This is a genomic window from Epilithonimonas arachidiradicis (genome assembly GCF_003610695.1).
Classification (GTDB): Bacteria; Bacteroidota; Bacteroidia; order Flavobacteriales; family Weeksellaceae; genus Epilithonimonas; species Epilithonimonas arachidiradicis.
Genome location: NZ_RAQH01000001.1, coordinates 371,009 through 391,263, shown reverse-complemented (window position 1 = coordinate 391,263; position 20,255 = coordinate 371,009). Strand labels below are relative to the sequence as shown.

Sequence of the window (20,255 nt, the reverse complement as noted above, 5' to 3'; positions counted from 1 at the left end):
TTCTATTTTCCAGACTCTTTTGTAGAAACCGTATCTACTACATTTTTATTTGGAGATAAAGCAGCCGAATCTACACCTTCATTTCTCATATGTTCTGCGCTGTGATCTGCTTTTCTTTTATCCCTTTTGTCCTTATCAGGAACACAACCGATAATTAATGACGACAATACTCCGATGAATAATAGCTTTTTCATAACAATAAAATTTGGTTAAGATTTCTTTTTCAAAAATTGAACCGAAAATTATTGTTAAATATTTATAGTTAAAGGAAATCGGAATTTAGATTTTACTTTTTCTCCTTTAACTTTTGCTGGAAGCCATTTCTTTTTTACTTTTGAGACGGCTCGTATTGCTTCTTCGTTCAAGCTTTCATTTTCTCCAAATGCTTGTATTTCTGAAAGACTTCCATCATTTTCTATGGAAAATCTAATTTCAGTTCTATTAATACCTTTTCCTGTAACTTTTCTTGTTCTAAAATTATTAATGACTTCTTGGCGAAAACCTTTTATCCCTGTGGGAAACTCTGACATTGCGTCTGATTTTGCCTCCCAAATAGTTCTCATTTCATTTTCATTTTTATCTTGAGAGAAGGCTGTAATGCTGAATAATAAAACAAATAGTAATAAGATTTTTTTCATAATTATTTTTTCCAAAGATATTCAATAATTGAAATTATCAAAAGTATTTTTTAAATTTGAATATGAAGACTTTAGTAAAATTTCTCTTGTTGATTTTTCCTTTCTTGATAAATGCTCAGATTCAAACTGATGTTTCTCTGATTAAGTATGAAGATTTAGAAAAGCGTATTCCACAAGAAAAAGATAAGTTTGTTGTGGTTAATTTTTGGGCAACCACTTGCGCACCTTGTGTCAAAGAATTGCCTCATTTCATTGAAGTGAATAAAAAATATTCTCAAAATCCGAATTTCAAAATGCTGTTAGTTTCTTTGGATATGGCGAGAGACAAACAGAAAGTCATCAATTTTATCAAGACCAAAAACCTGACTGCAGAAGTTGTGATTTTGGATGATAACAAAAGGATGAATACTTGGATTCCGAAATTCCAGAAAGATTGGGAAGGCGAGATTCCGGTAACGTTTTTCTATAAAAATGGCGAAAAGGTATTCTTCAATAATGGCGAAATGTCCTTGGAAGAGCTAGAATCAGCAATTAATAAAAATTACAATCCATAAAAATATTTAAAATGAAAAAAATAAAATGGCTTTTCTACGGTCTAATCCTGATTTTGGGATTATTAAGTTTTACCAAAGTTTACAATTCCGGTTACCAAGTTGGCGATGAAGCAACAGATTTCAAACTGAAAAACGTGGATGGAAAAATGGTTTCATTAAGCGATTTCAAATCTGCAAAAGGTTTTATCGTTGTTTTCACCTGCAACCATTGTCCGTATGCGAAAAAGTATGAAGACAGAATAATTGCACTGGACAAAATGTACAAAGACAAAGGTTATCCTGTGATTGCCATCAATCCGAATGACCCAAATGTTCAGCCTCAGGATGGTTTTGCGGAGATGCAGACGAGAGCGAAAGAAAAAGGTTTTACGTTTCCATATTTGGTAGATGAAGGTCAGAAAATTTATCCCGTTTATGGCGCTACGAAAACGCCACACGTTTATATTTTGAAAAAAGAAAACGGGAAAAATATCGTGAAATACATCGGAACGATTGATAATAATTACGAAAATCCGAATGATGTTTCAGATCATTATGTTCAGGATGCTGTGAATCAGCTTTTGAAAAACGAACCCGTCAAAACCGAGAAAACAGTTGCGATTGGTTGCACAATCAAAGTGAAAAAATAAAAAAATCGAGGTAATAATTGCCTCGATTTTTTGTTTTAGTTAAAAGCAATTCCGTGAAAATTAATTTTAAATTCGATTACAAAAACTTTCTGATTGCAGTTTTGATTTTTATCGTAGAGGTTTTGATTGCTACAAAACTCAAAGATTGGTTCTTTGTCAGAGCTTATTTGGGTGATGTTTTTGTTGTAATGCTGATGTTTTATTTTATTAAAGCATTCTTCGATTTCAATTCAACAAAACTGGTTATCGGAATTTTCATTTTTTCCTGCCTGATTGAGTTTGCGCAATATTTTCACTTCGGAGAATTATTGGGTTTCAAAGACAATCGCATAATGATGATCGTTCTTGGCAACTCATTTAGCTGGATTGACATTCTCTGCTATTTTGCCGGATGTGTGGTTTTATTCTTAATCGAATCAAAATTCTATCGTCCAAAAGTATCGTAATGATCTTCAGCATATTTTTCCAAACGGGCAAGAAGTGCCACATTTTCCTTTTCCAAAGGCGAGAGGTCAGCATCCACATTGTTGGAAACAGGAACGTACCAATCTGTATTCTCGAAAAATTGGCGGTAAGTTGCTTTTTTGAAAGAATAACCATGGCGTGCAAAAACCGTATTTCTGATAATCTGAAGATCTAATTTGCGAAGGTTTTTTAAATCTTTTTCAGCTAATTTTTGTTTGGAAGCATTGATAACAAAAACCTTGTCAGACGCGCTTCTGTAAAATGTATTTTCGTAAGTTTCTGTTTTGCCTTCGTCAGTCACATAAGATTCCGTTTTCACTTTTCCGCCATTCCAATCTACGGGATTTTCGTAATCACTTTCTTCATAACTTTTCTTTGAAAGCATAAAATTAGGATTATAGGCAAACTCTTTTCTTATCAGCTTCACGGTTTTCTCCGGTGATTTCACATCAGATTTGTTGTAAGCAGACCAATCTCCAACCAAACTGTCCTGCTTAATCTTGAGTTGAAAACGCCCGTCTGATTTATCACTTCCAGGCTCATCTAAGACAAAATCCAAAGTATTTTCATTCAGAATGCCACGAAAAGGTCTTTGATTGCCATTCACAACAGAATAACCATAAACGCTGTCTTTTGTGATTCTATTGATTTTGACTGATATTTTCTTATACTCTTCGATCTGATTGCCGTATTCGGTCGCAATTGGTTTTGAGTTGAAATCTCCGGTGTAGATTCCGTACCAATCTTTATGGAACTCCTGCTCTACTTCCTTTTTCGAAACCAAAGAATCCGATTTTGTTTTTTCTTCGGATTTCGTTTCTTTTTTACAGGAAATAACAGAGACAGTCAAAATTGCACTTGCAAAAATTAGATTTAAGGTTTTCATCGGTTTTGTTTTTTGATTAAATATTCTACTAATAACAAGTTGGGAATCCATCCAAGCCAAGCAATAACCTGATAAACATCCATTGGATTGGGCTGGAATAAATATACTAAAATTACTTTCCACATCCGCAATGTGATCGCAGAAACGGCCAAAGCATAACTTCGCCACATCCAGAATTTGTGCTGGACGATATTCTTTCTCCGAATTTCTGAGTACGATTTGTAAGTTGTGTAAAACCAAAGAATGCCAAGCAACACAAAGGACAGTTTTGCTGTCCATCCGCCATTGGCAAAAAAGCCAATATAAATTCCTGATAAAGAGGAAAAAATTAATGTTACAAAAACATAAATTCTACCGGAAAATCTATGTAAGTATTTTAAATTTTTATCAAAAAAAACAGCAATAAATCCTGCCAACAAAGCGAAAATACTGCTGTATACGTGTATGTAAAAAATAGGGAGATATTCCGGTCGGGAAGTCACTTCTGTCTGCTTGATCATCAAGAAACTGACATCAGAAGCTATTGGAACATAATCCAAAGTAATGTTCAGCATCAGCCAAAAAAAATAAATAAAAGTAATTGCAACAATTGCTTTTAAGATAAAATTCCTGGATTTTGCCGAACCAAGCATTTTTTTTAAATCGGAACAAAAATAACGGCTGCAACCGCTGCTACAACAATAGCAATGGATGCTAAAACATCTGGTTTTTTGATATCACGCACTTCGCTTCTTTCAATTTCAACCATTTCTCCAGCCTTGTTTTTACCATAGATTTTGGTTGCGTCCACTTTCAAAACTTCGATTTTCTGAGTCTTAGCATCTTTGGTTTGGATAGAATATTTTTTGTAAAGTTCTAGTGTATTGTCGTACATCGGCTTGTTTGGAGATACAACAGTTGTCTTACAAGAAACCATTAAAAAAAACACGGCTAACAGAAGTGTTTTCAGAATATTTTTCGAATATTTCATTTTCAAATTTATTTTTCAAATTTAATAAAAGATTTCATTACAAAGCGTTCAGATGTTGAGAAATCAACCAAGCTTCGCTCCAACAGGCTTGGAAATTAAAGCCTCCTGTAACTGCATCTATATCAAGAACTTCGCCAGAAATATAAAAATCAGACAAAATTTTGGAAGACATATTCTTAAAGTTAACTTCTTTAAGGTCAACACCTCCTGCCGTTACGAACTCATCTTTGAAGGTTGATTTACCGGTAACCAATAGTTTTTTCTGACAAAGATTTTCAAGAATCAAAGCCATTTCTTTACCGGAAAGATTAGCAATTTGTTTTTCGGGATTGATTTGATTGGTTTCCAGAATCTTGTTCCAGAAACGATTGGTCACATCAAATATTTTCGATTGTCCGATGGATCTTTTCGGATTTTGATTTTTGAATTCTTTTAATTCTCCCTCTGCATCAGAAATTGGTTTTGAAATGAAATTAACTTCAATCTCAAACTGATATTTCAACTTTGCTAAAGTTCTGGCTTCCCAAGCCGAAATTTTCAAAACTGCAGGACCAGAAAGTCCCCAATGTGTAATCAACAAAGGTCCGGATTCTTCAGTTTTCAGACTCGGAATTCTGATTTCCGCATTTTCAAAACTTGTTCCCGGCAGGTCTTTCAACAAATCATTTTTGATATTGAACGTAAATAAGGACGGAACCGGTTCCACAATTTTGTGCCCAAGATTCTCAATAATTTTCAAAGACTTGGGTGAACTTCCGGTTGTGTAAATCACAATATCGGCTATGAAATCGCCTTGTTTTGTTTTAATTAAATAAGTTTCATTTTCCTTGATAATTTCTGTAACAGAAACCTGATTTTTAACTTCAAAGTTTTTATTTCGAACCTCATTGATCAAAGCATTCATAATACTTTGAGAAGAATCGGACTCAGGAAAAATCCTGTTATCTTTTTCGATTTTCAAAGGAACATTTCTGGATTCGAACCAATCCATTGTATCGCCCGGTTGGAATTTGGTAAAAACACTTAGTAATTCCCGATTGCCTCTCGGATAAAATTGAGTCAACTCTCTTGGATCAAAACAAGCGTGCGTCACGTTGCATCTTCCGCCTCCGGAGATTTTCACTTTTTGCAAAACATCAGAATTTTGCTCGAGAATAGTAACATAATATTTGTTTTCGTCTAGGTTTGCAGCAGTAAAGAATCCAGCAGCACCTCCACCAACAATTATTATTTTCTTTTTTTGAGAATTCATTGCTGCAAAATTACATTTTTAATATCCACCTCAAATGGTTAATTTTGAAGAATATTAAAATCGAAAAAATGTCTGTTTATTACCATAAATTTGAAGTGAGATGGAGTGATATTGATGCGAATCGTCACCTGGGAAACTCAACCTATGTTGATTATTGCTCACAAACGAGAATGGCTTTTCTTAATAAAAACAAAATCGGATTGACTCAACTGAATCGTTGGGGCGTTGGCCCGGTAATGTTGCACGAGCGCTATTCTTTCTTCAAAGAAATCTATGCGGATCAGACAGTTTATGTAGCTCTGGAAGTTGCTGCTTTGTCAGAAGACGGATCAATTTATCAGTTCGTTCACAAATTTTATCTGCCAGACGGAACGCATTGTGCAACAGCGGAAGCAACCGGCGTTTGGATTGATATGATGTTGAGAAAAACGACAACGCCACCAGATGATATTATGGAAGTGATGAACGAGTACAAGTCTGAAAATGTGCAGACCATCACAAGAGAATATTTGAAAACTTTGCCTTTCCGACCAGAAAATATAGATGCTTCTCTTTTAGAAAACTTTAAATAAATTTTACTTTAATGATATTCAGCTTTTATCATTAATCATTTATAATTCATCATTAATTAAAATTATGCTCGAAGATAAATCACAAGAATTAACGCCTATTTCCAAGTTGGGAGAGTTTGGATTGATAAAACATTTGACCGAAAACTTTCCTGTGGTTCAGAACTCTACCAAAGTTTCTATTGGTGACGACGCTGCTGTCATCGATTCTGAAAACCAAAAAGTAGTTGTTTCCACAGATATGTTGGCGGAAGGTGTTCATTTCAATTTAGGCTATGTTCCTTTGAAACATTTGGGCTATAAAGCTGTTGTTGTGAACCTCAGCGATATTGCTGCAATGAATGCAACACCAACTCAAATTTTGGTTTCCGTTGCTGTTTCCAACCGTTTCCCGGTTGAAGCTCTGGAAGAAATCTATGCCGGAATTGCTTTGGCTTGCAACAGATACAAAGTGGACTTAATTGGCGGAGATACAACAAGTTCCAACGCTGGTCTTGTGATTAGCGTTACAGCAATTGGTCTTGAAAATGAAGAAAAAATTGTTAAAAGAAATGGTGCAAAACCGAATGATCTTTTGGTAGTAACCGGAGATCTTGGTGGTGCTTATCTGGGACTTCAGATTTTGGAAAGAGAGCATTCTGTCTATTTGGCAAACCCGAATATGCAGCCTGAAATGGAAGGCTACGATTATATCTTGGAAAGACAATTGAAACCGGAAGCAAGAACGGATATCAAGAAAAAACTGGAAGAATTGGATATTTTACCAACGTCTATGATTGATGTTTCCGATGGTTTGGCTTCGGAAGTTTTGCATTTATCAGATCAATCCAAAGTTGGATTCCATTTATACGAAGAAAAAATCCCGATGGATGAATCGACCATTCATACATCAGAAGAATTTAATCTCAATCCTGCAATGGCTACTCTGAATGGTGGGGAAGATTACGAACTATTATTTACCATTTCGCCATCGGATTTTGATAAAATTAAAAATCATCCGGACTTTACAGTCATCGGTCATGCAACGGCAGAAGAACAAGGCAATTTTTTGGTAGCAAGAGGTTCAAACCAATTGATTCCGTTGACAGCACAAGGCTGGGATGCCTTCCTTAATAAAGAGTAAATCTTTTGGAATAAAACTTGTAAAACACAACTATATTTAAAGAATAAACGATGAAAATTTTAAAAACCTCAGCTTTTGTAATTGCAGCATTAGGTATAACCGCTTGTGTTACCAATCCAATTACAGGTAGATCTTCTATCCAGATTGCTAATAATTCCGAAATTGCCACAGCAGCAGCAACGGAATACAGGACAACACTTTCCAAAGCAAAAGTTGTAACCGGAACAGCAGATGCCAACCGTATCAAAAATGTGGGTGCTAGAATCAAAGATGCAGCTTACAGATATTACAAAAGTATCGGAAGAGAATCTGCGTTAACTGGCTATAGCTGGGAATTTAATCTGATTCAAGACAGTCAATTGAATGCCTGGTGTATGCCTGGTGGGAAAGTAGCTTTTTATACCGGAATAATGCCTGTTTGTAAAGATGATAACGGTGTTGCCGTTGTGATGGGACACGAGGTTTCGCACGCTTTGGCAGGACACGGAAACGAAAGAATTTCTCAGGCGATGTTGGCTCAATACGGAGGAAGTCTTCTTGGAGGAACAATGTCTAATAGCCAATGGGCAGGCGTTTTTGAAAAAGTTTATCCAATCGGAGCACAAGTTGGACTGTTAGCTTACGGAAGAAAACAAGAATCTGAAGCAGACGAAATGGGATTGCAATTAATGGCAATGGCGGGTTACGATCCAAGAACAGCGACCGCTTTCTGGCAAAGAATGGAAGCCTCTTCTACTGGCAGCAGAACGCCAGAATTCTTGTCAACGCACCCTAATCCCCAGAACAGGATTGCTGATCTAAACGCTGACATGCCAAAAGCACTGGAATATTACAAAGCTGCTGGCGGAAAATTGTAAACTTTTTTAGTTAATTTAGATCAAAATTTAAAACTATGAAAAGTTTAATTGTCATTGGTATTATTTTATTCGGTCTTGGCGCATTGCTATTTTATCTAAATGATATGGCCATTGATCTGAGAGTTGTTTACGGCTCACTTTGCGGCATTGGAATAGGACTGATTATTGGCGGCTTGGTTGGCTATGTCAGCAAAGGTAATGCTGTAAAACAAGCGCAAATAAGACAAGAATTCAAACAGCTTCAGAAAGAAAAAGCCGAATTGGAAAGACAAAAAGCAGAAAATAATATAAATAACGGCAGTTTCTAGAGGTTTTTAATAAACTGACCTGGTGTTGTATTGGTATATTTCTTAAAAATTTTGTTGAAATAAGTAATATTATTAAAACCTGTAGCATAGCAGCTTTCTGCTATGCTTTTTTCTTGGGATAACAAGATACAAGCCTTATCGATTCTGTAACGATTGACAAATTCTACAAAGGTTAATGATGTTGCTTTCTTGAAGAAGTTACAAAATGCGGGCTTTGTGAGATTTGCCAAATCTGCTGCCTGCATAATGTCGATCTCGTTCTGATAACCATTTTCAACATAAGTAAAAACGGCTTCCAGCCTGGTTCTGTTTCTGGAAACGATGGTATAGGGCATCACTTCTGTGTTCATCAATTCAAAATCCTCGGTCTTGGAAAGATCGAATAAGATCTCCAGAAGCAAAAGATAGCGTTTATAGCCTTCTGCCTTGGCAATCTCTTCCAACTTTGGAATGAGTCGGTTTTTTACTTTTGAAGAGAAAAGAACACCATATCTGGAGATTTCCAAAAGCTTTTTAATAGAACCGGTATCCACCTCACCTTCCGGCAATGATAAAATCTCTTCTTTGAACAATATTACGATTTCTTCGTGCGGATCGGTGGCATTGAGCCCAAACCCGGAATGAGGAATATTGGAACCAATCAAGGCTAATGCGCCGTCTTCGAAATGACTCTTGTGATAACCGACATGTCGGGTACCTTTGCCATGCAGTACACAAACAATCTCAATTTCAGAATGATAATGGTATTGCCAGTTGAGTTCAGATATCGGAACGTCCTTGATATGGAAGACTTTAAAAGAGCTATTTTCGTCCGGCTGGATATGTTCAAGAATAACTTTCATTCAAGTTAATATTATTTCAAAGCAAAAATAAACAAAACATATTAATATTGTTCAATTTTTCATTTATTAAGTTAAACATTTGTTGAATAAAAGCTTATACTTTCGTATTACAAAAATGTTTTCTCACATAAGAGAATTTTTTTGTGAATTTTTAAGGTCTATATATGAAGAGGGCTGGAAATAATTTTCCAGCCCTCTCATTTTTTATGATCGATTGATTAGTTGAAATTGTAACCAATACCTACAATAAACATACTTGGGCGATTATCGTAACGAACGACTTCATCTCCAGTAGCAATGTCTATAATTTTTCTCGAATCTTTAGAAAAAGCTCCTTCGTATCTTGCATTAATAACAAATTTAGACAGTGTTGCCTGAGCTCCGAATTGATAACCTACGGTAAATTCGTTTTTCGCATCTACTTTAAAATCATTGTAGTTCTTATCTCCTGATAAATTGTAAGATGCTACAGGACCAACAAAAGCTGCCAATTTTCCAAGCAAGAAATTATGACCTAACAATACTGGAACATCTATACGATTATTCTTAGCTTCAACTGTTACATCGTCAACGGTCAAGGTATTTTTAAAAGTTGTGTAATAAATTTCCGGCATTACAAACCAACCTCCAACAGGAGATCCAATTTTTGCAGCTAAACCAATATTGAATCCTGCTTTGTTATCACCTTTACTTTCCCAGGCACTTGTAGCAGTACTTTCTATATCCTTCCATTTTGCTGAAGATGTATTGAAAAGCGCATTGGCTCTCAATCCTACAGTTACTTGCGAATAAGCCATTACTCCTAGGAAGATAGCTAACGTACTAATTAGTTTTTTACTCATTTTGATTTTATTTTTCGGGTTTATTATTGTTATGTGTTAAACTTGTCTGATCATTTTCCAGCATAAATTCTCTCAGCTGCTTAAAAAGTTCTGATGAGTAAACGAAATCTAATAGGTTTTTATTTTTCGCTGTTGCCAGAATGTCCTTGTTCCCTTCCCATTCCTTGATGCCTAATCTCAGATAAAGGATTTTCTCACCAATGGTCATCACAGAGTTCATATCGTGTGTGTTGATGATGGTGGTAGTATTATATTCTTTGGTGATTTCCAAAAGAAGATCATCTATGACATTAGATGTATAAGGATCCAATCCAGAATTCGGTTCGTCACAGAAAAGATACTTGGGATTGTTGACAATAGCTCTGGCAATAGCCACCCTTTTCTGCATCCCTCCGGAGATCTCGGATGGATATTTTTTGTTGGCTTTGTCCAGATTGACTCTTCCTATGACTTCCAGAACCTTTCTTTTCTTCTCGCGGTAAGTCAGATTGGTGAACATATCCAAAGGGAAGCTGATGTTCTCTTCCACATTCATAGAATCAAAAAGCGCACTGCCCTGGAAAACGGTTCCGATCTCAGAGCGTAAACCCTGCTTCTCTTCTCGGGACATCTTCATAATATCTCGTCCGTCAAACAAGATACTTCCGCTGGATGGCTCATAAACGTTGAGAAGAGATTTCAGAAAAACGGTTTTACCAGATCCACTCTGTCCGATAATCAGATTAACCTTTCCTGTATCGAATGTCGTGGTAATCCCTTTAAGAACCTCAACATCATCGAAACTTTTTCTTAATTCTTTTACTTCTATCATTAGCTTAGGAACATCTGGGTTAATAATAAATTCATAATAATGACAGCAATCATCGTCCACACCACAGCTTGTGTGCTGGCACGTCCTACTTCCAGAGATCCGCCTTTCACATTATAGCCAAAATAAGCAGGAATAGTTGCAATTAAAAAAGCAAAAACTGCAGTTTTCATAAAGGCATACCAAATGAAATAAGACGGCATGTACATTTGTATTCCGGTGATATAATCTGCTTTGGTCCAGTTGCCTGTTGCCAATCCGGCGACATAGCCGCCCCAAATCCCTACAACAATACTGATTGCAATCAGGATAGGATTAAAAACAACGCTGGCAACAATTTTGGGCAATATCAAAAAATTGGGAGAATTGACACCCATAATATCCAGAGCATCAATCTGTTCAGTAACCCGCATTGTACCAATACTTGATGCAATATAGGAACCCACTTTACCTGCAAGAATTACAGAAATAATGGTTGGGGAAAATTCCAGAATCAAAACCACTTTGGTAGCATAGCCCACAAAACTGTTAGGAATGGGAAATGATGACGCATCGAAGTTGTTGAACATCTGGATGGATACAACCGCACCAACAAAGAATGAAGTGAATAATACCAACCCGAAAGAGTTAACTCCAAGGTCATAAAACTCTCTTACCAAAAGTTTCATATAAACACTTCTCTTCTGTGGGCGGCTCATGGCCTTTCCCAGCAGTAGGAAATATTCTCCAATAGATTCAAAAAATCGTTTTAACATACGGCAAAATTAGTTCTTTTCTGATTAATATCAGCGTGCATTTTTATCCCCTACAATTACTAAGAAAATTGTTTTCAGAATGATAACAATATCCATACTAAAACTCCAGTTCCTCACATAAAATGAGTCTGCAAGGATTCTTTTTTTCATTCCAAGATTCATATCACCTTCATCTCCACGCAAGCCGCTCACCTGGGCCAAACCTGTAATGCCGGGTTTTACCATACTTCTGAGGCTATATCTGCTGATCTTCGGTTTATAAAAATCGTCTACCAAAAGCATATGTGGTCTAGGTCCGACGATAGACATATTACCCTTGAGAACATTAATGAATTGTGGCATCTCGTCCAGACTTGTCTTTCTCAGAAATTTTCCGACTTTGGTAATTCGCACATCATCACAATCGGTTGTTTTAGCTGCAGACTGATTGTTTACCTTCATTGTTCGGAACTTCAAACAATCAAAAACCTCATCGTGATAACCATATCGTTTCTGGACAAAAAACACGGGACCTTTTGATCCGTCCAATTTGATTAATAATGCAATAAGCGGAAACAGCCAAGAACAAATCCCAACCAAAATAATTACTGAAAATAAAATATCAAACAACCTTTTAATCGTTACATTCGTAAAAAAGTCTAACGGATACTTGGCTTGGGACAAGACCGGAACGGTTTCTATATAATTGAATTCATATTCAAAAAACTGATTCTGAATAATATTAGGAACTAATGAGATTTTCACTTTATTAAGTTCTGCCTGACGGAAAAGATCGTCCTCAAATCTCTTTTCCAGACTGTGTTCGGAAGGAATAAAAATCGTGTGAATCCCATTATTTTTCCAGAACTCTATAATTTTTGACAGATCATAATTGTCTTTGGGATAATCATAGATTCTGTATCCATAATCCTTACGTTGATTGATGATATCACTTAAAACTGTAGAAGAAGCGCTTTCGCCAATGAACATAACATTCCTGTGGTTCTTCCCGATACTTCTGATATATTTCAAAAGGAAATAGATGAAAGTTTTGATGGGAATGACTACCAGAAGCAAAATCCCTGCAAGATAAAAACGTTCGGTTTTGAGGAAATCATTCTGACTGACTTTCCCCAACATCACAACTCCTATGAAAAAGAAAAAAACGTGAATCAGAATCCGCTCCAGATAAATAGTATACGTTACGTTTCTCGGGATATGATAAAGCCTTGTTCTTCCACTCAATAACAACCAGAAAAAGCACAATAATAGAATGGATAAAATATTCTGCTCCAGCGAGTCCGAATCATATTTAACTTCGAAATTTCTCCAATAATAGATTACAAATACCGATGATACCAGAATCATATCCAGTAAAATCACAAATACTTTGAAATATCGGGAATATCGGAGTCTCTGCATAAATCAAATTTAAGGAATATTCAGATACTTATGCGTTTGGATAGAAGATCTCCATTTTGGATGTTCTAATATAAAATCTGTGATCTTCGGATACATCGCATCACGTTTGCTCCACTCACTTTGGAGGTAAAGGACACAGTTTTCATTTACTTTTTCACCTTGTTCCTGGGCAAATTTAAAATCATTTTGATTGAAAATAATCATCTTCAACTCGCTCGCTTTTTGATAAATATCAGCCAATGGAAGCCCTGTTTTCTTAGGCGAAAGTGTAATCCAATCCAGATGTCCACTTATTGGGTAGGCACCAGAAGTTTCAATATGAATGGTGCAGCCCAATTCTTTCAGCTTCGAGGTCAAGATTTCTAGGTTCCACATCAGAGGTTCCCCTCCTGTCAGAACAATCGTCTTACAATATTTGGCAGCCGTTTCTGCAATTTCTTCCGTATTCATCAACGGATGAAGTTTTGGATCCCAACTCTCCTTCACATCACACCAATGGCAACCCACATCGCATCCGCCCAAACGAATGAAATAAGCCGCTTTCCCTGCATGAAATCCTTCTCCCTGAATAGTGTAAAAATGCTCCATTACCGGGAGCATTTTACCTTCTTTTAATAAAATATCTTCTTCTTCCTTAGTCATTATAAACTGACGTTTTATAGGCAATGATGGTATTTTTCATCAGCATTGCTCGCGTCATTGGCCCCACTCCTCCCGGAACAGGTGTGATCCAACTTGCTTTCTCTGCACAACTGTCAAAATCTACATCGCCTGCAAGATAATAACCTTTTTCAGAATCATCATCTACTCTAGTAATCCCAACATCTACGATAACTGCGCCTTCTTTGATCATCTCTCCTTTCAAGAAGTTGGGATCACCAAGAGCTGTTATCACAATGTCTGCTTTTTTTGTATATTCTTCTATATGCTCTGTGTAAGAGTGGGTCAAAGTCACTGTAGAATTCCCTGGAAAATCTTTTCTTCCCATTAATATACTCATTGGTTTTCCAACGATTCTACTTCTTCCGATGATTACACAATCTTTTCCTTTGGTTTCGATATTATATCGCTCCAATAATGTCAAAATTCCGAATGGTGTCGCTGGCAAAAAGGTATCCATTTCCAAAGCCATTTTGCCGAAATTCTCTGGATGGAAACCATCTACATCTTTTCTTGGATCAATCGCCATAATGATTTTTTCCTGATCAATCTGCTTTGGCAAAGGCAATTGAACGATGAAACCGTCCACGGCTTTTGATTTATTCAACTCATCAATCTTTTCCAACAATTCCGATTCTGATACTGTACTTGGAAATTTAATCAATGAAGAACTGAATCCAACTTCCTCACAATCTTTCACTTTGCTGTTCACATAAGCTTTGCTTGCACCATTGTTACCAACAAGAATCGCAACCAAATGCGGCGCTCTTCTGTTGTTGGCAAGAATTTTCTCCACCTCTTGCTTAATTTCAGCCTTTACTTCTTTTGAGACCTTCAGTCCATCTAGAATTTGTGCCATTTTTCTTTCTTTTTACTTTTTAGATTTATTTGAAAAAAATGAAATGTTCCTTTCCCAACATTTCACTTTTATATTTTATCGGTTAGATTTATAGAAATTGATCAATCCGTTTGTAGAACTGTCGTGTGTTTCAACTTGACCTTCAGTGTCCAATTCCGGAAGGATTTTTCCTGCCAAAACTTTCCCTAATTCTACTCCGAACTGGTCAAAACTGAAAATATTCCAGATGACACCCTGAACAAAAATCTTGTGCTCATACAAAGCAATCAATTGCCCTAATGAAAACGGTGTTAATTCCTTAAACAAGAATGAGTTCGTCGGCGTATTTCCAGCGAATATTTTATAATTCAATAATTTCTCAATTTCTTCTTCCGTTTTTCCGGATGCTTTTAGTTCCTCATAAACTTCTTCGTGAGTCTTTCCAAAAGCTAAAGCTTCTGTCTGAGCAAAATAATTAGCTAATAGAATATCCTGATGTTCACCAACTTCATTCGGTGATTTGGCATAAGCAATGAAATCTGCCGGAATCAATTCTGTTCCTTGGTGAATCAATTGATAAAACGCATGCTGACCATTGGTTCCAGGTTCTCCCCAAATGATTGGTCCTGTTTCATAAGTTACAAACTCGCCATTTCTGTCTACTGATTTACCGTTACTTTCCATATCACCTTGTTGAAGATAAGCTGAAAAACGGTCAAGATACTGAGAATAAGGCAAAATCGCATAAGTTCCAGCCGCATAAAAATTACGGTACCAAACGCCTAAAACACCCATCAAAACAGGAATATTTTCTTTAAAATCTTTAGTTTGAAAATGAACGTCTGTATCGTTTGCACCTTTCAACAGTTGTTCGAAGTTTTCATAACCAACAGACAAAACGATGCTGAGTCCAATCGCGCTCCAAAGCGAGTAACGGCCACCAACCCAATCCCAAAATTCGAAGATATTTTCTTCTGCAATTCCGAATTTTTTTACAGCTTCGATATTGGTTGATAATGCTACGAAATGTTTGGCAACATCTTCATCTTTAGCACCAGATTTCAGGAACCATTCTTTTGCAGAATTCGCATTCGTCATTGTTTCCTGAGTCGTAAAAGTCTTGGAAGCAATGATGAACAAAGTTGTTTCCGGATTAAGATCTTTAACAACCTCTGCCATATGATTGCCGTCCACATTGGAAACGAAATGAACATTCAATCTTGTTTTGAAATGCTTCAATGCAGAACAAACCATCACTGGACCAAGGTCAGAACCTCCGATTCCTACATTCACAACATCTGTAATTTCTTTACCTGTAAAACCTTTATGAGAACCAGAAATTACGGATTCTGAAAAAGTCTTCATATGATCCAGAACTTTCTTAATTGCAGGTTTGATATTTTCCCCATCAACTAAAATTTCTTTATCAGAAAAATCTCTCAAAGCCGTATGTAGAACTGCTCTACCTTCTGTCTCATTGATTTTATCACCAGAAAACATTTTTCTGATCGCTTCTTTCAACTGAGTCTCTTCAGCCAATTGAAGTAATAAATCCAAAGTTTTAGCATCAACCAAATTCTTAGAATAATCAAAAAGATAATTTTCTGTTTCTAATGAAAATTCCTGAAAACGATTCGGATTATACTGGAACAAAGTTCTCAACTCAAAATCATTATTGGCAAATTGTTGATCTAAAGCTTTCCAAGCAGCAGTCTGGATAGGATTTATTTTTGGTAACATTCTTTAAAGTTTTAAATTTAAAATCAAGCTTACAAGAAATTCTTATAAGACCTGCAAATTTACGAAAAATAAGCCACTTGAATTTAAATTGTTTTTAACATAATATGACAATTGTTTTGCAATAAAAGAATGATGAAAATTTCTAAATTTTGACTTATCGTTTTTGACAAATAATTAGGTCAAAAAAAAACGAGAGTGGTATTAGATATCACTCTCGTTGTTTTATACAGAAGCTAATCTTAGCTTTTTTGAAATTTTCTATTTTGCTTCTTCTTTCTCTGGAAACATTACTGAAATCAACACTGATAAAATCAAAATCCCCCCAACAATTCCCAATGAAACCGGAGACGAAATATGATACCAAGGCGAGATCAACATCTTCACTCCAATGAAACTTAGAATTATTGCTAATCCGTAAGGTAATTTGCTGAACATATGGATGAAGTTGGATAGCAAGAAATACAATGATCTCAATCCTAAAATCGCAAAAATGTTAGACGTATAAAGAATAAATGGATCTTTTGAAATGGCAAAGATTGCCGGAATAGAATCCACTGCAAACAATACATCCGTGAACTCAATTACTGCAACTACAACCAAAAGTGGTGTTGCCATTTTGATTCCGTTTTGTACAGTGAAGAACTTGTCTCCATCATAGTTATCGGAAACTTTCCAGAAGCTTTTGATTAATTTTGCACCCGCACTTTCGCTGTAATCCTGTTCATCGTCATCGTCTCCGCCACCCCAGGATTTGATGCCTGCATAGACCAAAAACAATCCAAAAAGTGTCATAACCACATTGATTCTAACCGGATGTCCGAAAACATTCATTTCTGGCAGATAAGTCAAATCGATCAACTCAACACCTGCGAAGATGAAAATCGCTCTGAAAATCAACGCCCCGATAATTCCCCAAAACAAGACTTTGTGATGCAGATGTCTTGGAACTTTAAAAAACCCAAAGACGAGAATGAATACAAAAAGATTATCAACCGACAACGCTTTTTCTATCCAATAAGCGGCTTGGAACTGGGTGAATTTTTCAATTGCCAGAGCGTGTCCGCCTGCATCCTGATTGAAAACCCAATACACAACACCTGAAAAAATCATGGATAGAGAAATCCATACAACGCTCCAGACTGTCGCTTCTCTGGAAGACACTTCGTGCGCTTTTTTGTTGAAAACGCCAAGATCCAATAATAGCATAATAATGACTACTACGGCAAATCCTGTTACAAGACCTGGGTGCAAATCGATAACACTCTTATCCATATCTTTTAATTTATTTATTTGTCAAAGCTATATCCATTAATTCTGTCTTCATAATTTCATTGCCAATTCAGACAGTCATAAACGGGATCAAATCTACGATTTTTAATAATGCAATTGTTATCTTATAATTGATACCACACAGTCTCTTATCGAACGAGCATCGAACAAAGGATATACAACGGATATAGAATGGATATACAACTATCGAAGAAAGGATATACAAGGGATATACAAGCATTGATATTATGTTAAATGATAACCTGTTAAGATCCTTAAAATCAAATATTAAGCCTCGACAAAAATAAAAATTTTACATCACGACACGTTTTGACGTTAACCCATAATACTTTTGGCAAATATAATATTCAAAGTATGACAATTGTCTTGAGAAAATACAATTAATGATTTGAAATTAAACCTAACTTTACAGAAGCAAAATGTAGATTATGGATGATTTTCTAGCCGCCAGATCTCAAATGGCAATGTCCCTGGGCTTTCACATCATATTTTCCTGTGTCGGGATGGTAATGCCTTTTCTAATGGCTTTCTCACATTACAGATATTTAACAACCAAAGACGAAGTCTATAAAGGACTAACTAAAGCCTGGAGCAAAGGAGTGGCAATTCTTTTCGCAACCGGTGCTGTTTCGGGAACGATGTTGTCTTTTGAATTGGGTCTGCTTTGGCCAAAGTTTATGGAACACGCAGGTCCGATTTTCGGGATGCCTTTTTCTCTGGAAGGAACTGCCTTTTTCATTGAGGCAATAGCTATTGGATTTTTCCTATATGGTTGGGAAAAATTCAACAAATGGTTTCACTGGTTTTGCGGCGTTGTAGTCGGCGTAAGTGGACTGGCTTCCGGAATTTTGGTTGTAGCTGCCAATGCCTGGATGAATAGCCCGGCAGGCTTCGATTATATTGATGGAAAATATCTGAACATCGATCCGATAAAAGCAATGTTCAATGAGGCTTGGTTTCCACAGGCGTTTCATATGACCGTGGCAGCTTTTGCAGCAACAGGATTTGCTGTAGCTGGGATTCACGCCTTGATGATTTTGAAAAAACGAAATGTCAATTTCCATACAAAAGCATTCAGAATTTCTGCAGGATTTGCAATTATCGGCGCTTTACTCGCTCCTATCAGTGGTGATGTTGCAGCCAAATCTGTCGCTGTAAGACAACCGATAAAATTGGCGGCGATGGAAGCGCATTTCGAAACGGAAAAAGGCGCAAGTTTCGTCATTGGCGGAATTCCAGATGAAGAAAATGAACAAATTAAATATGCTATAAAAGTTCCGAAAGTTCTAAGTTTTCTGGCTTGGGGCGATTTTGATGCTGAAGTGAAAGGGCTGAAAGATTTTCCAAAAGACCACTGGCCTCCGGTTGCGGTTGTTCATTACGCTTTTCAAATTATGATATTTTTCGGAAGTGTAATGATGATCATTGGCTTGATTTACCTCATCGCAACATTTTGGAAGAAAGAATGGCTGACCAAAAACTGGTATCTGAAAATGTTCGTTGCAGCAATTCCATTCGGTTATATCGCATTAGAAGCGGGTTGGACAGTGACGGAAGTTGGCAGACAACCCTGGATTATTTACGGCATTATGAAAACCATTGATGCGGTGACTCCGATGCCGGGAATCCAATATTCGTTTTACTTTTTCACATTGATTTTCATTTCGTTATCATTAATTATCATCTTCTTGTTATTGAGACAGCTCAAGATGGTACCGAAATTATACGACCCTACTGACCCTAATTATAATCCTAAAAATAAGAAATAATGATTTACGTAGTTATTGCATTTCTCTGGGTTTCAATTTGTTTGTATGTGATTACAGGTGGTGCAGATTTCGGAGCTGGGATTATCGAATTATTTTCCAAAAAATCTTATCGTAACCAAACGAAAAAGATAATGTCCAAATCTATCGCACCAATTTGGGAAGCGAATCATATGTGGCTGATTATTGCAGTCGTGGTATTATTTGTCGGTTTTCCTACGATTTACACAACCGTTTCAACCTATCTTCATATTCCTTTGGTTTTGATGCTGATTGGGATTATCGCAAGAGGAACCGCTTTTACATTCAGAAATTATGATGCTGTTGAGGATAACTGGCAAAAATTATATGCACAGATTTTCTTTTATTCAAGCTTGTTGACGCCATTTTTTTTAGGAATTATTGCAGCGGCAACGATTTCTGGCTCGATAGATCCTGAAGCAAAAGATTTTCTGAGTTTGTACATTTTCAGTTGGCTGAATCCTTTCGGAGTTTGTGTAGGATTTTTCACCGTTTCGCTTTGTGCTTATCTGGCCTCGTTGTTTTCTCTTCACGAAGCGAGATTCAGTGATGCGCTGCCAATTATGAAAAAAAAGGCAAGAGAAACAGCTATTTATGTAGTCGTAACGGGCGTTTTAGTTTTTGTAAGCGCTCATTATTCTGACATCCCTTTATTAAAATGGATTTTCTCAAAAGCTTTGGGAATTATCGCCATAACACTGGCAACAATCAGTTTATTGTTTACCAACGAGGCCATCAAGAAAGGTCATTTTCTGTTGGTCAGAATTTATGGTGGATTTCAAATCATTATGATTCTTATTGCTGCCACTTATCAGCACAATCCTAATATCATTCTTTTTGCCAACGGTGGTCATCTTTCTCTGTTTGATGAAAGTGCAGCGCCAAAAACTATTGAAGCTCTTGGCTGGGCTCTTCTTTTGGGAAGTATTTTCATTCTGCCGTTTCTGTTTTATCTGTTGATGTCTTTTGGCAATCAAAGCAGAAAAGATCCGGAATAATAAAATAAACCAAGAGTCGTTTTTTACATAGTGGTTTTATTTT

General features: G+C 36.5%; 24 protein-coding genes. 9 read left to right on the top strand and 15 right to left on the bottom strand.

Annotated features, from left to right (window positions below):
- Positions 1 to 2: 2 nt before the first annotated feature.
- Positions 3 to 194, bottom strand: coding sequence for a hypothetical protein (locus BXY58_RS01900; RefSeq protein ID WP_120212110.1), 192 nt, complete (start codon positions 192 to 194; stop codon positions 3 to 5).
- A 54-nt stretch (positions 195 to 248) separates the two neighbouring features.
- Positions 249 to 638: an energy transducer TonB gene (locus tag BXY58_RS01895; protein WP_120212109.1), complete on the bottom strand. Its 390-nt coding sequence runs from the start codon at positions 636 to 638 to the stop codon at positions 249 to 251.
- 62 nt (positions 639 to 700) lie between these two features.
- On the opposite strand from BXY58_RS01895, the gene BXY58_RS01890 reads away from it, so the two are divergent.
- From BXY58_RS01890 to BXY58_RS01880, 3 genes are read left to right on the top strand one after another with little or no spacing between them, the layout of a single operon-like run.
- Positions 701 to 1,192, top strand: a complete 492-nt coding sequence (locus tag BXY58_RS01890) for a TlpA family protein disulfide reductase (RefSeq protein ID WP_120212108.1) — start codon at positions 701 to 703, stop codon at positions 1,190 to 1,192.
- A gap of 11 nt (positions 1,193 to 1,203) precedes the next feature.
- The gene (locus BXY58_RS01885; protein ID WP_120212107.1) at positions 1,204 to 1,821 is read left to right on the top strand and encodes a thioredoxin family protein; all 618 of its coding nucleotides are present in this window, start codon (positions 1,204 to 1,206) and stop codon (positions 1,819 to 1,821) included.
- A 53-nt stretch (positions 1,822 to 1,874) separates the two neighbouring features.
- Positions 1,875 to 2,267 (top strand): ribosomal maturation YjgA family protein, encoded by a 393-nt coding sequence (locus BXY58_RS01880; RefSeq protein ID WP_308659097.1) that lies wholly within the window; start codon positions 1,875 to 1,877, stop codon positions 2,265 to 2,267.
- On the opposite strand, the gene BXY58_RS01875 is transcribed toward BXY58_RS01880, so the two are convergent.
- From BXY58_RS01875 to BXY58_RS01860, 4 genes are read right to left on the bottom strand one after another with little or no spacing between them, the layout of a single operon-like run.
- On the bottom strand, positions 2,246 to 3,172 hold the full coding sequence (locus tag BXY58_RS01875) for a YARHG domain-containing protein (protein ID WP_120212106.1): 927 nt from the start codon (positions 3,170 to 3,172) through the stop codon (positions 2,246 to 2,248). The genes BXY58_RS01880 and BXY58_RS01875 overlap by 22 nt on opposite strands.
- Positions 3,169 to 3,804, bottom strand: a complete 636-nt coding sequence (locus BXY58_RS01870) for a DUF2306 domain-containing protein (RefSeq protein WP_120212105.1) — start codon at positions 3,802 to 3,804, stop codon at positions 3,169 to 3,171. The genes BXY58_RS01875 and BXY58_RS01870 overlap by 4 nt, the downstream gene beginning before the upstream one ends.
- A 5-nt stretch (positions 3,805 to 3,809) precedes the next feature.
- Positions 3,810 to 4,142: a bacteriophage spanin2 family protein gene (locus tag BXY58_RS01865; protein WP_120212104.1), complete on the bottom strand. Its 333-nt coding sequence runs from the start codon at positions 4,140 to 4,142 to the stop codon at positions 3,810 to 3,812.
- A gap of 37 nt (positions 4,143 to 4,179) precedes the next feature.
- A complete protein-coding gene (locus BXY58_RS01860) occupies positions 4,180 to 5,394 on the bottom strand; it encodes a BaiN/RdsA family NAD(P)/FAD-dependent oxidoreductase (RefSeq protein ID WP_120212103.1) in 1,215 nt (404 codons plus the stop codon).
- Positions 5,395 to 5,462: 68 nt separating this feature from the next.
- Here BXY58_RS01860 and BXY58_RS01855 point away from each other — a divergent pair, with 68 nt between their 5' ends.
- The 4 genes from BXY58_RS01855 (at position 5,463) to BXY58_RS01840 (ending at position 8,251) form a co-directional block, all read left to right on the top strand.
- On the top strand, positions 5,463 to 5,966 hold the full coding sequence (locus tag BXY58_RS01855; protein ID WP_120212514.1) for an acyl-CoA thioesterase: 504 nt from the start codon (positions 5,463 to 5,465) through the stop codon (positions 5,964 to 5,966).
- 64 nt (positions 5,967 to 6,030) lie between these two features.
- Positions 6,031 to 7,086: a thiamine-phosphate kinase gene (gene thiL, locus BXY58_RS01850; protein ID WP_120212102.1), complete on the top strand. Its 1,056-nt coding sequence runs from the start codon at positions 6,031 to 6,033 to the stop codon at positions 7,084 to 7,086.
- Positions 7,087 to 7,136: 50 nt separating this feature from the next.
- Positions 7,137 to 7,943 (top strand): M48 family metallopeptidase, encoded by an 807-nt coding sequence (locus BXY58_RS01845; RefSeq protein WP_120212101.1) that lies wholly within the window; start codon positions 7,137 to 7,139, stop codon positions 7,941 to 7,943.
- 35 nt (positions 7,944 to 7,978) lie between these two features.
- On the top strand, positions 7,979 to 8,251 hold the full coding sequence (locus BXY58_RS01840) for a hypothetical protein (protein WP_120212100.1): 273 nt from the start codon (positions 7,979 to 7,981) through the stop codon (positions 8,249 to 8,251).
- Here the strand turns inward: BXY58_RS01840 and BXY58_RS01835 are convergent.
- The 9 genes from BXY58_RS01835 to BXY58_RS01795 all read right to left on the bottom strand — a co-directional run bounded on the left by BXY58_RS01835 (position 8,248) and on the right by BXY58_RS01795 (position 17,409).
- Positions 8,248 to 9,093, bottom strand: a complete 846-nt coding sequence (locus tag BXY58_RS01835) for an AraC family transcriptional regulator (protein ID WP_120212099.1) — start codon at positions 9,091 to 9,093, stop codon at positions 8,248 to 8,250. The genes BXY58_RS01840 and BXY58_RS01835 overlap by 4 nt on opposite strands.
- 218 nt (positions 9,094 to 9,311) lie before the next feature.
- Positions 9,312 to 9,935: an outer membrane beta-barrel protein gene (locus tag BXY58_RS01830; RefSeq protein WP_120212098.1), complete on the bottom strand. Its 624-nt coding sequence runs from the start codon at positions 9,933 to 9,935 to the stop codon at positions 9,312 to 9,314.
- Positions 9,936 to 9,942: 7 nt separating this feature from the next.
- Entirely contained in the window at positions 9,943 to 10,746 is an 804-nt protein-coding gene (locus tag BXY58_RS01825; RefSeq protein ID WP_120212097.1) for an ABC transporter ATP-binding protein, read from the bottom strand.
- Positions 10,746 to 11,498, bottom strand: a complete 753-nt coding sequence (locus tag BXY58_RS01820) for an MlaE family ABC transporter permease (RefSeq protein ID WP_120212096.1) — start codon at positions 11,496 to 11,498, stop codon at positions 10,746 to 10,748. The genes BXY58_RS01825 and BXY58_RS01820 overlap by 1 nt, the downstream gene beginning before the upstream one ends.
- A 30-nt stretch (positions 11,499 to 11,528) precedes the next feature.
- Positions 11,529 to 12,899, bottom strand: a complete 1,371-nt coding sequence (locus BXY58_RS01815; RefSeq protein ID WP_120212095.1) for an exopolysaccharide biosynthesis polyprenyl glycosylphosphotransferase — start codon at positions 12,897 to 12,899, stop codon at positions 11,529 to 11,531.
- Positions 12,900 to 12,908: 9 nt separating this feature from the next.
- Positions 12,909 to 13,541: a 7-carboxy-7-deazaguanine synthase QueE gene (locus BXY58_RS01810; protein WP_120212094.1), complete on the bottom strand. Its 633-nt coding sequence runs from the start codon at positions 13,539 to 13,541 to the stop codon at positions 12,909 to 12,911.
- Positions 13,534 to 14,418 carry a bifunctional 5,10-methylenetetrahydrofolate dehydrogenase/5,10-methenyltetrahydrofolate cyclohydrolase gene (locus BXY58_RS01805; protein ID WP_120212093.1) on the bottom strand — a complete coding sequence of 295 codons (885 nt, stop codon included), beginning with the start codon at positions 14,416 to 14,418 and terminating at the stop codon, positions 13,534 to 13,536. Before BXY58_RS01805 ends, BXY58_RS01810 begins: the two co-directional genes overlap by 8 nt.
- A gap of 75 nt (positions 14,419 to 14,493) precedes the next feature.
- Positions 14,494 to 16,137 (bottom strand): glucose-6-phosphate isomerase, encoded by a 1,644-nt coding sequence (pgi, locus tag BXY58_RS01800; RefSeq protein WP_120212092.1) that lies wholly within the window; start codon positions 16,135 to 16,137, stop codon positions 14,494 to 14,496.
- A gap of 258 nt (positions 16,138 to 16,395) precedes the next feature.
- On the bottom strand, positions 16,396 to 17,409 hold the full coding sequence (locus BXY58_RS01795) for a TerC family protein (RefSeq protein WP_120212091.1): 1,014 nt from the start codon (positions 17,407 to 17,409) through the stop codon (positions 16,396 to 16,398).
- Positions 17,410 to 17,855: 446 nt separating this feature from the next.
- Between BXY58_RS01795 and BXY58_RS01790 the strand changes: the two genes are divergently transcribed.
- Both BXY58_RS01790 and BXY58_RS01785 read left to right on the top strand, forming a co-directional pair.
- Entirely contained in the window at positions 17,856 to 19,196 is a 1,341-nt protein-coding gene (locus tag BXY58_RS01790) for a cytochrome ubiquinol oxidase subunit I (RefSeq protein ID WP_120212090.1), read from the top strand.
- On the top strand, positions 19,196 to 20,212 hold the full coding sequence (locus BXY58_RS01785) for a cytochrome d ubiquinol oxidase subunit II (RefSeq protein ID WP_120212089.1): 1,017 nt from the start codon (positions 19,196 to 19,198) through the stop codon (positions 20,210 to 20,212). The genes BXY58_RS01790 and BXY58_RS01785 overlap by 1 nt, the downstream gene beginning before the upstream one ends.
- Positions 20,213 to 20,255: the final 43 nt, after the last annotated feature.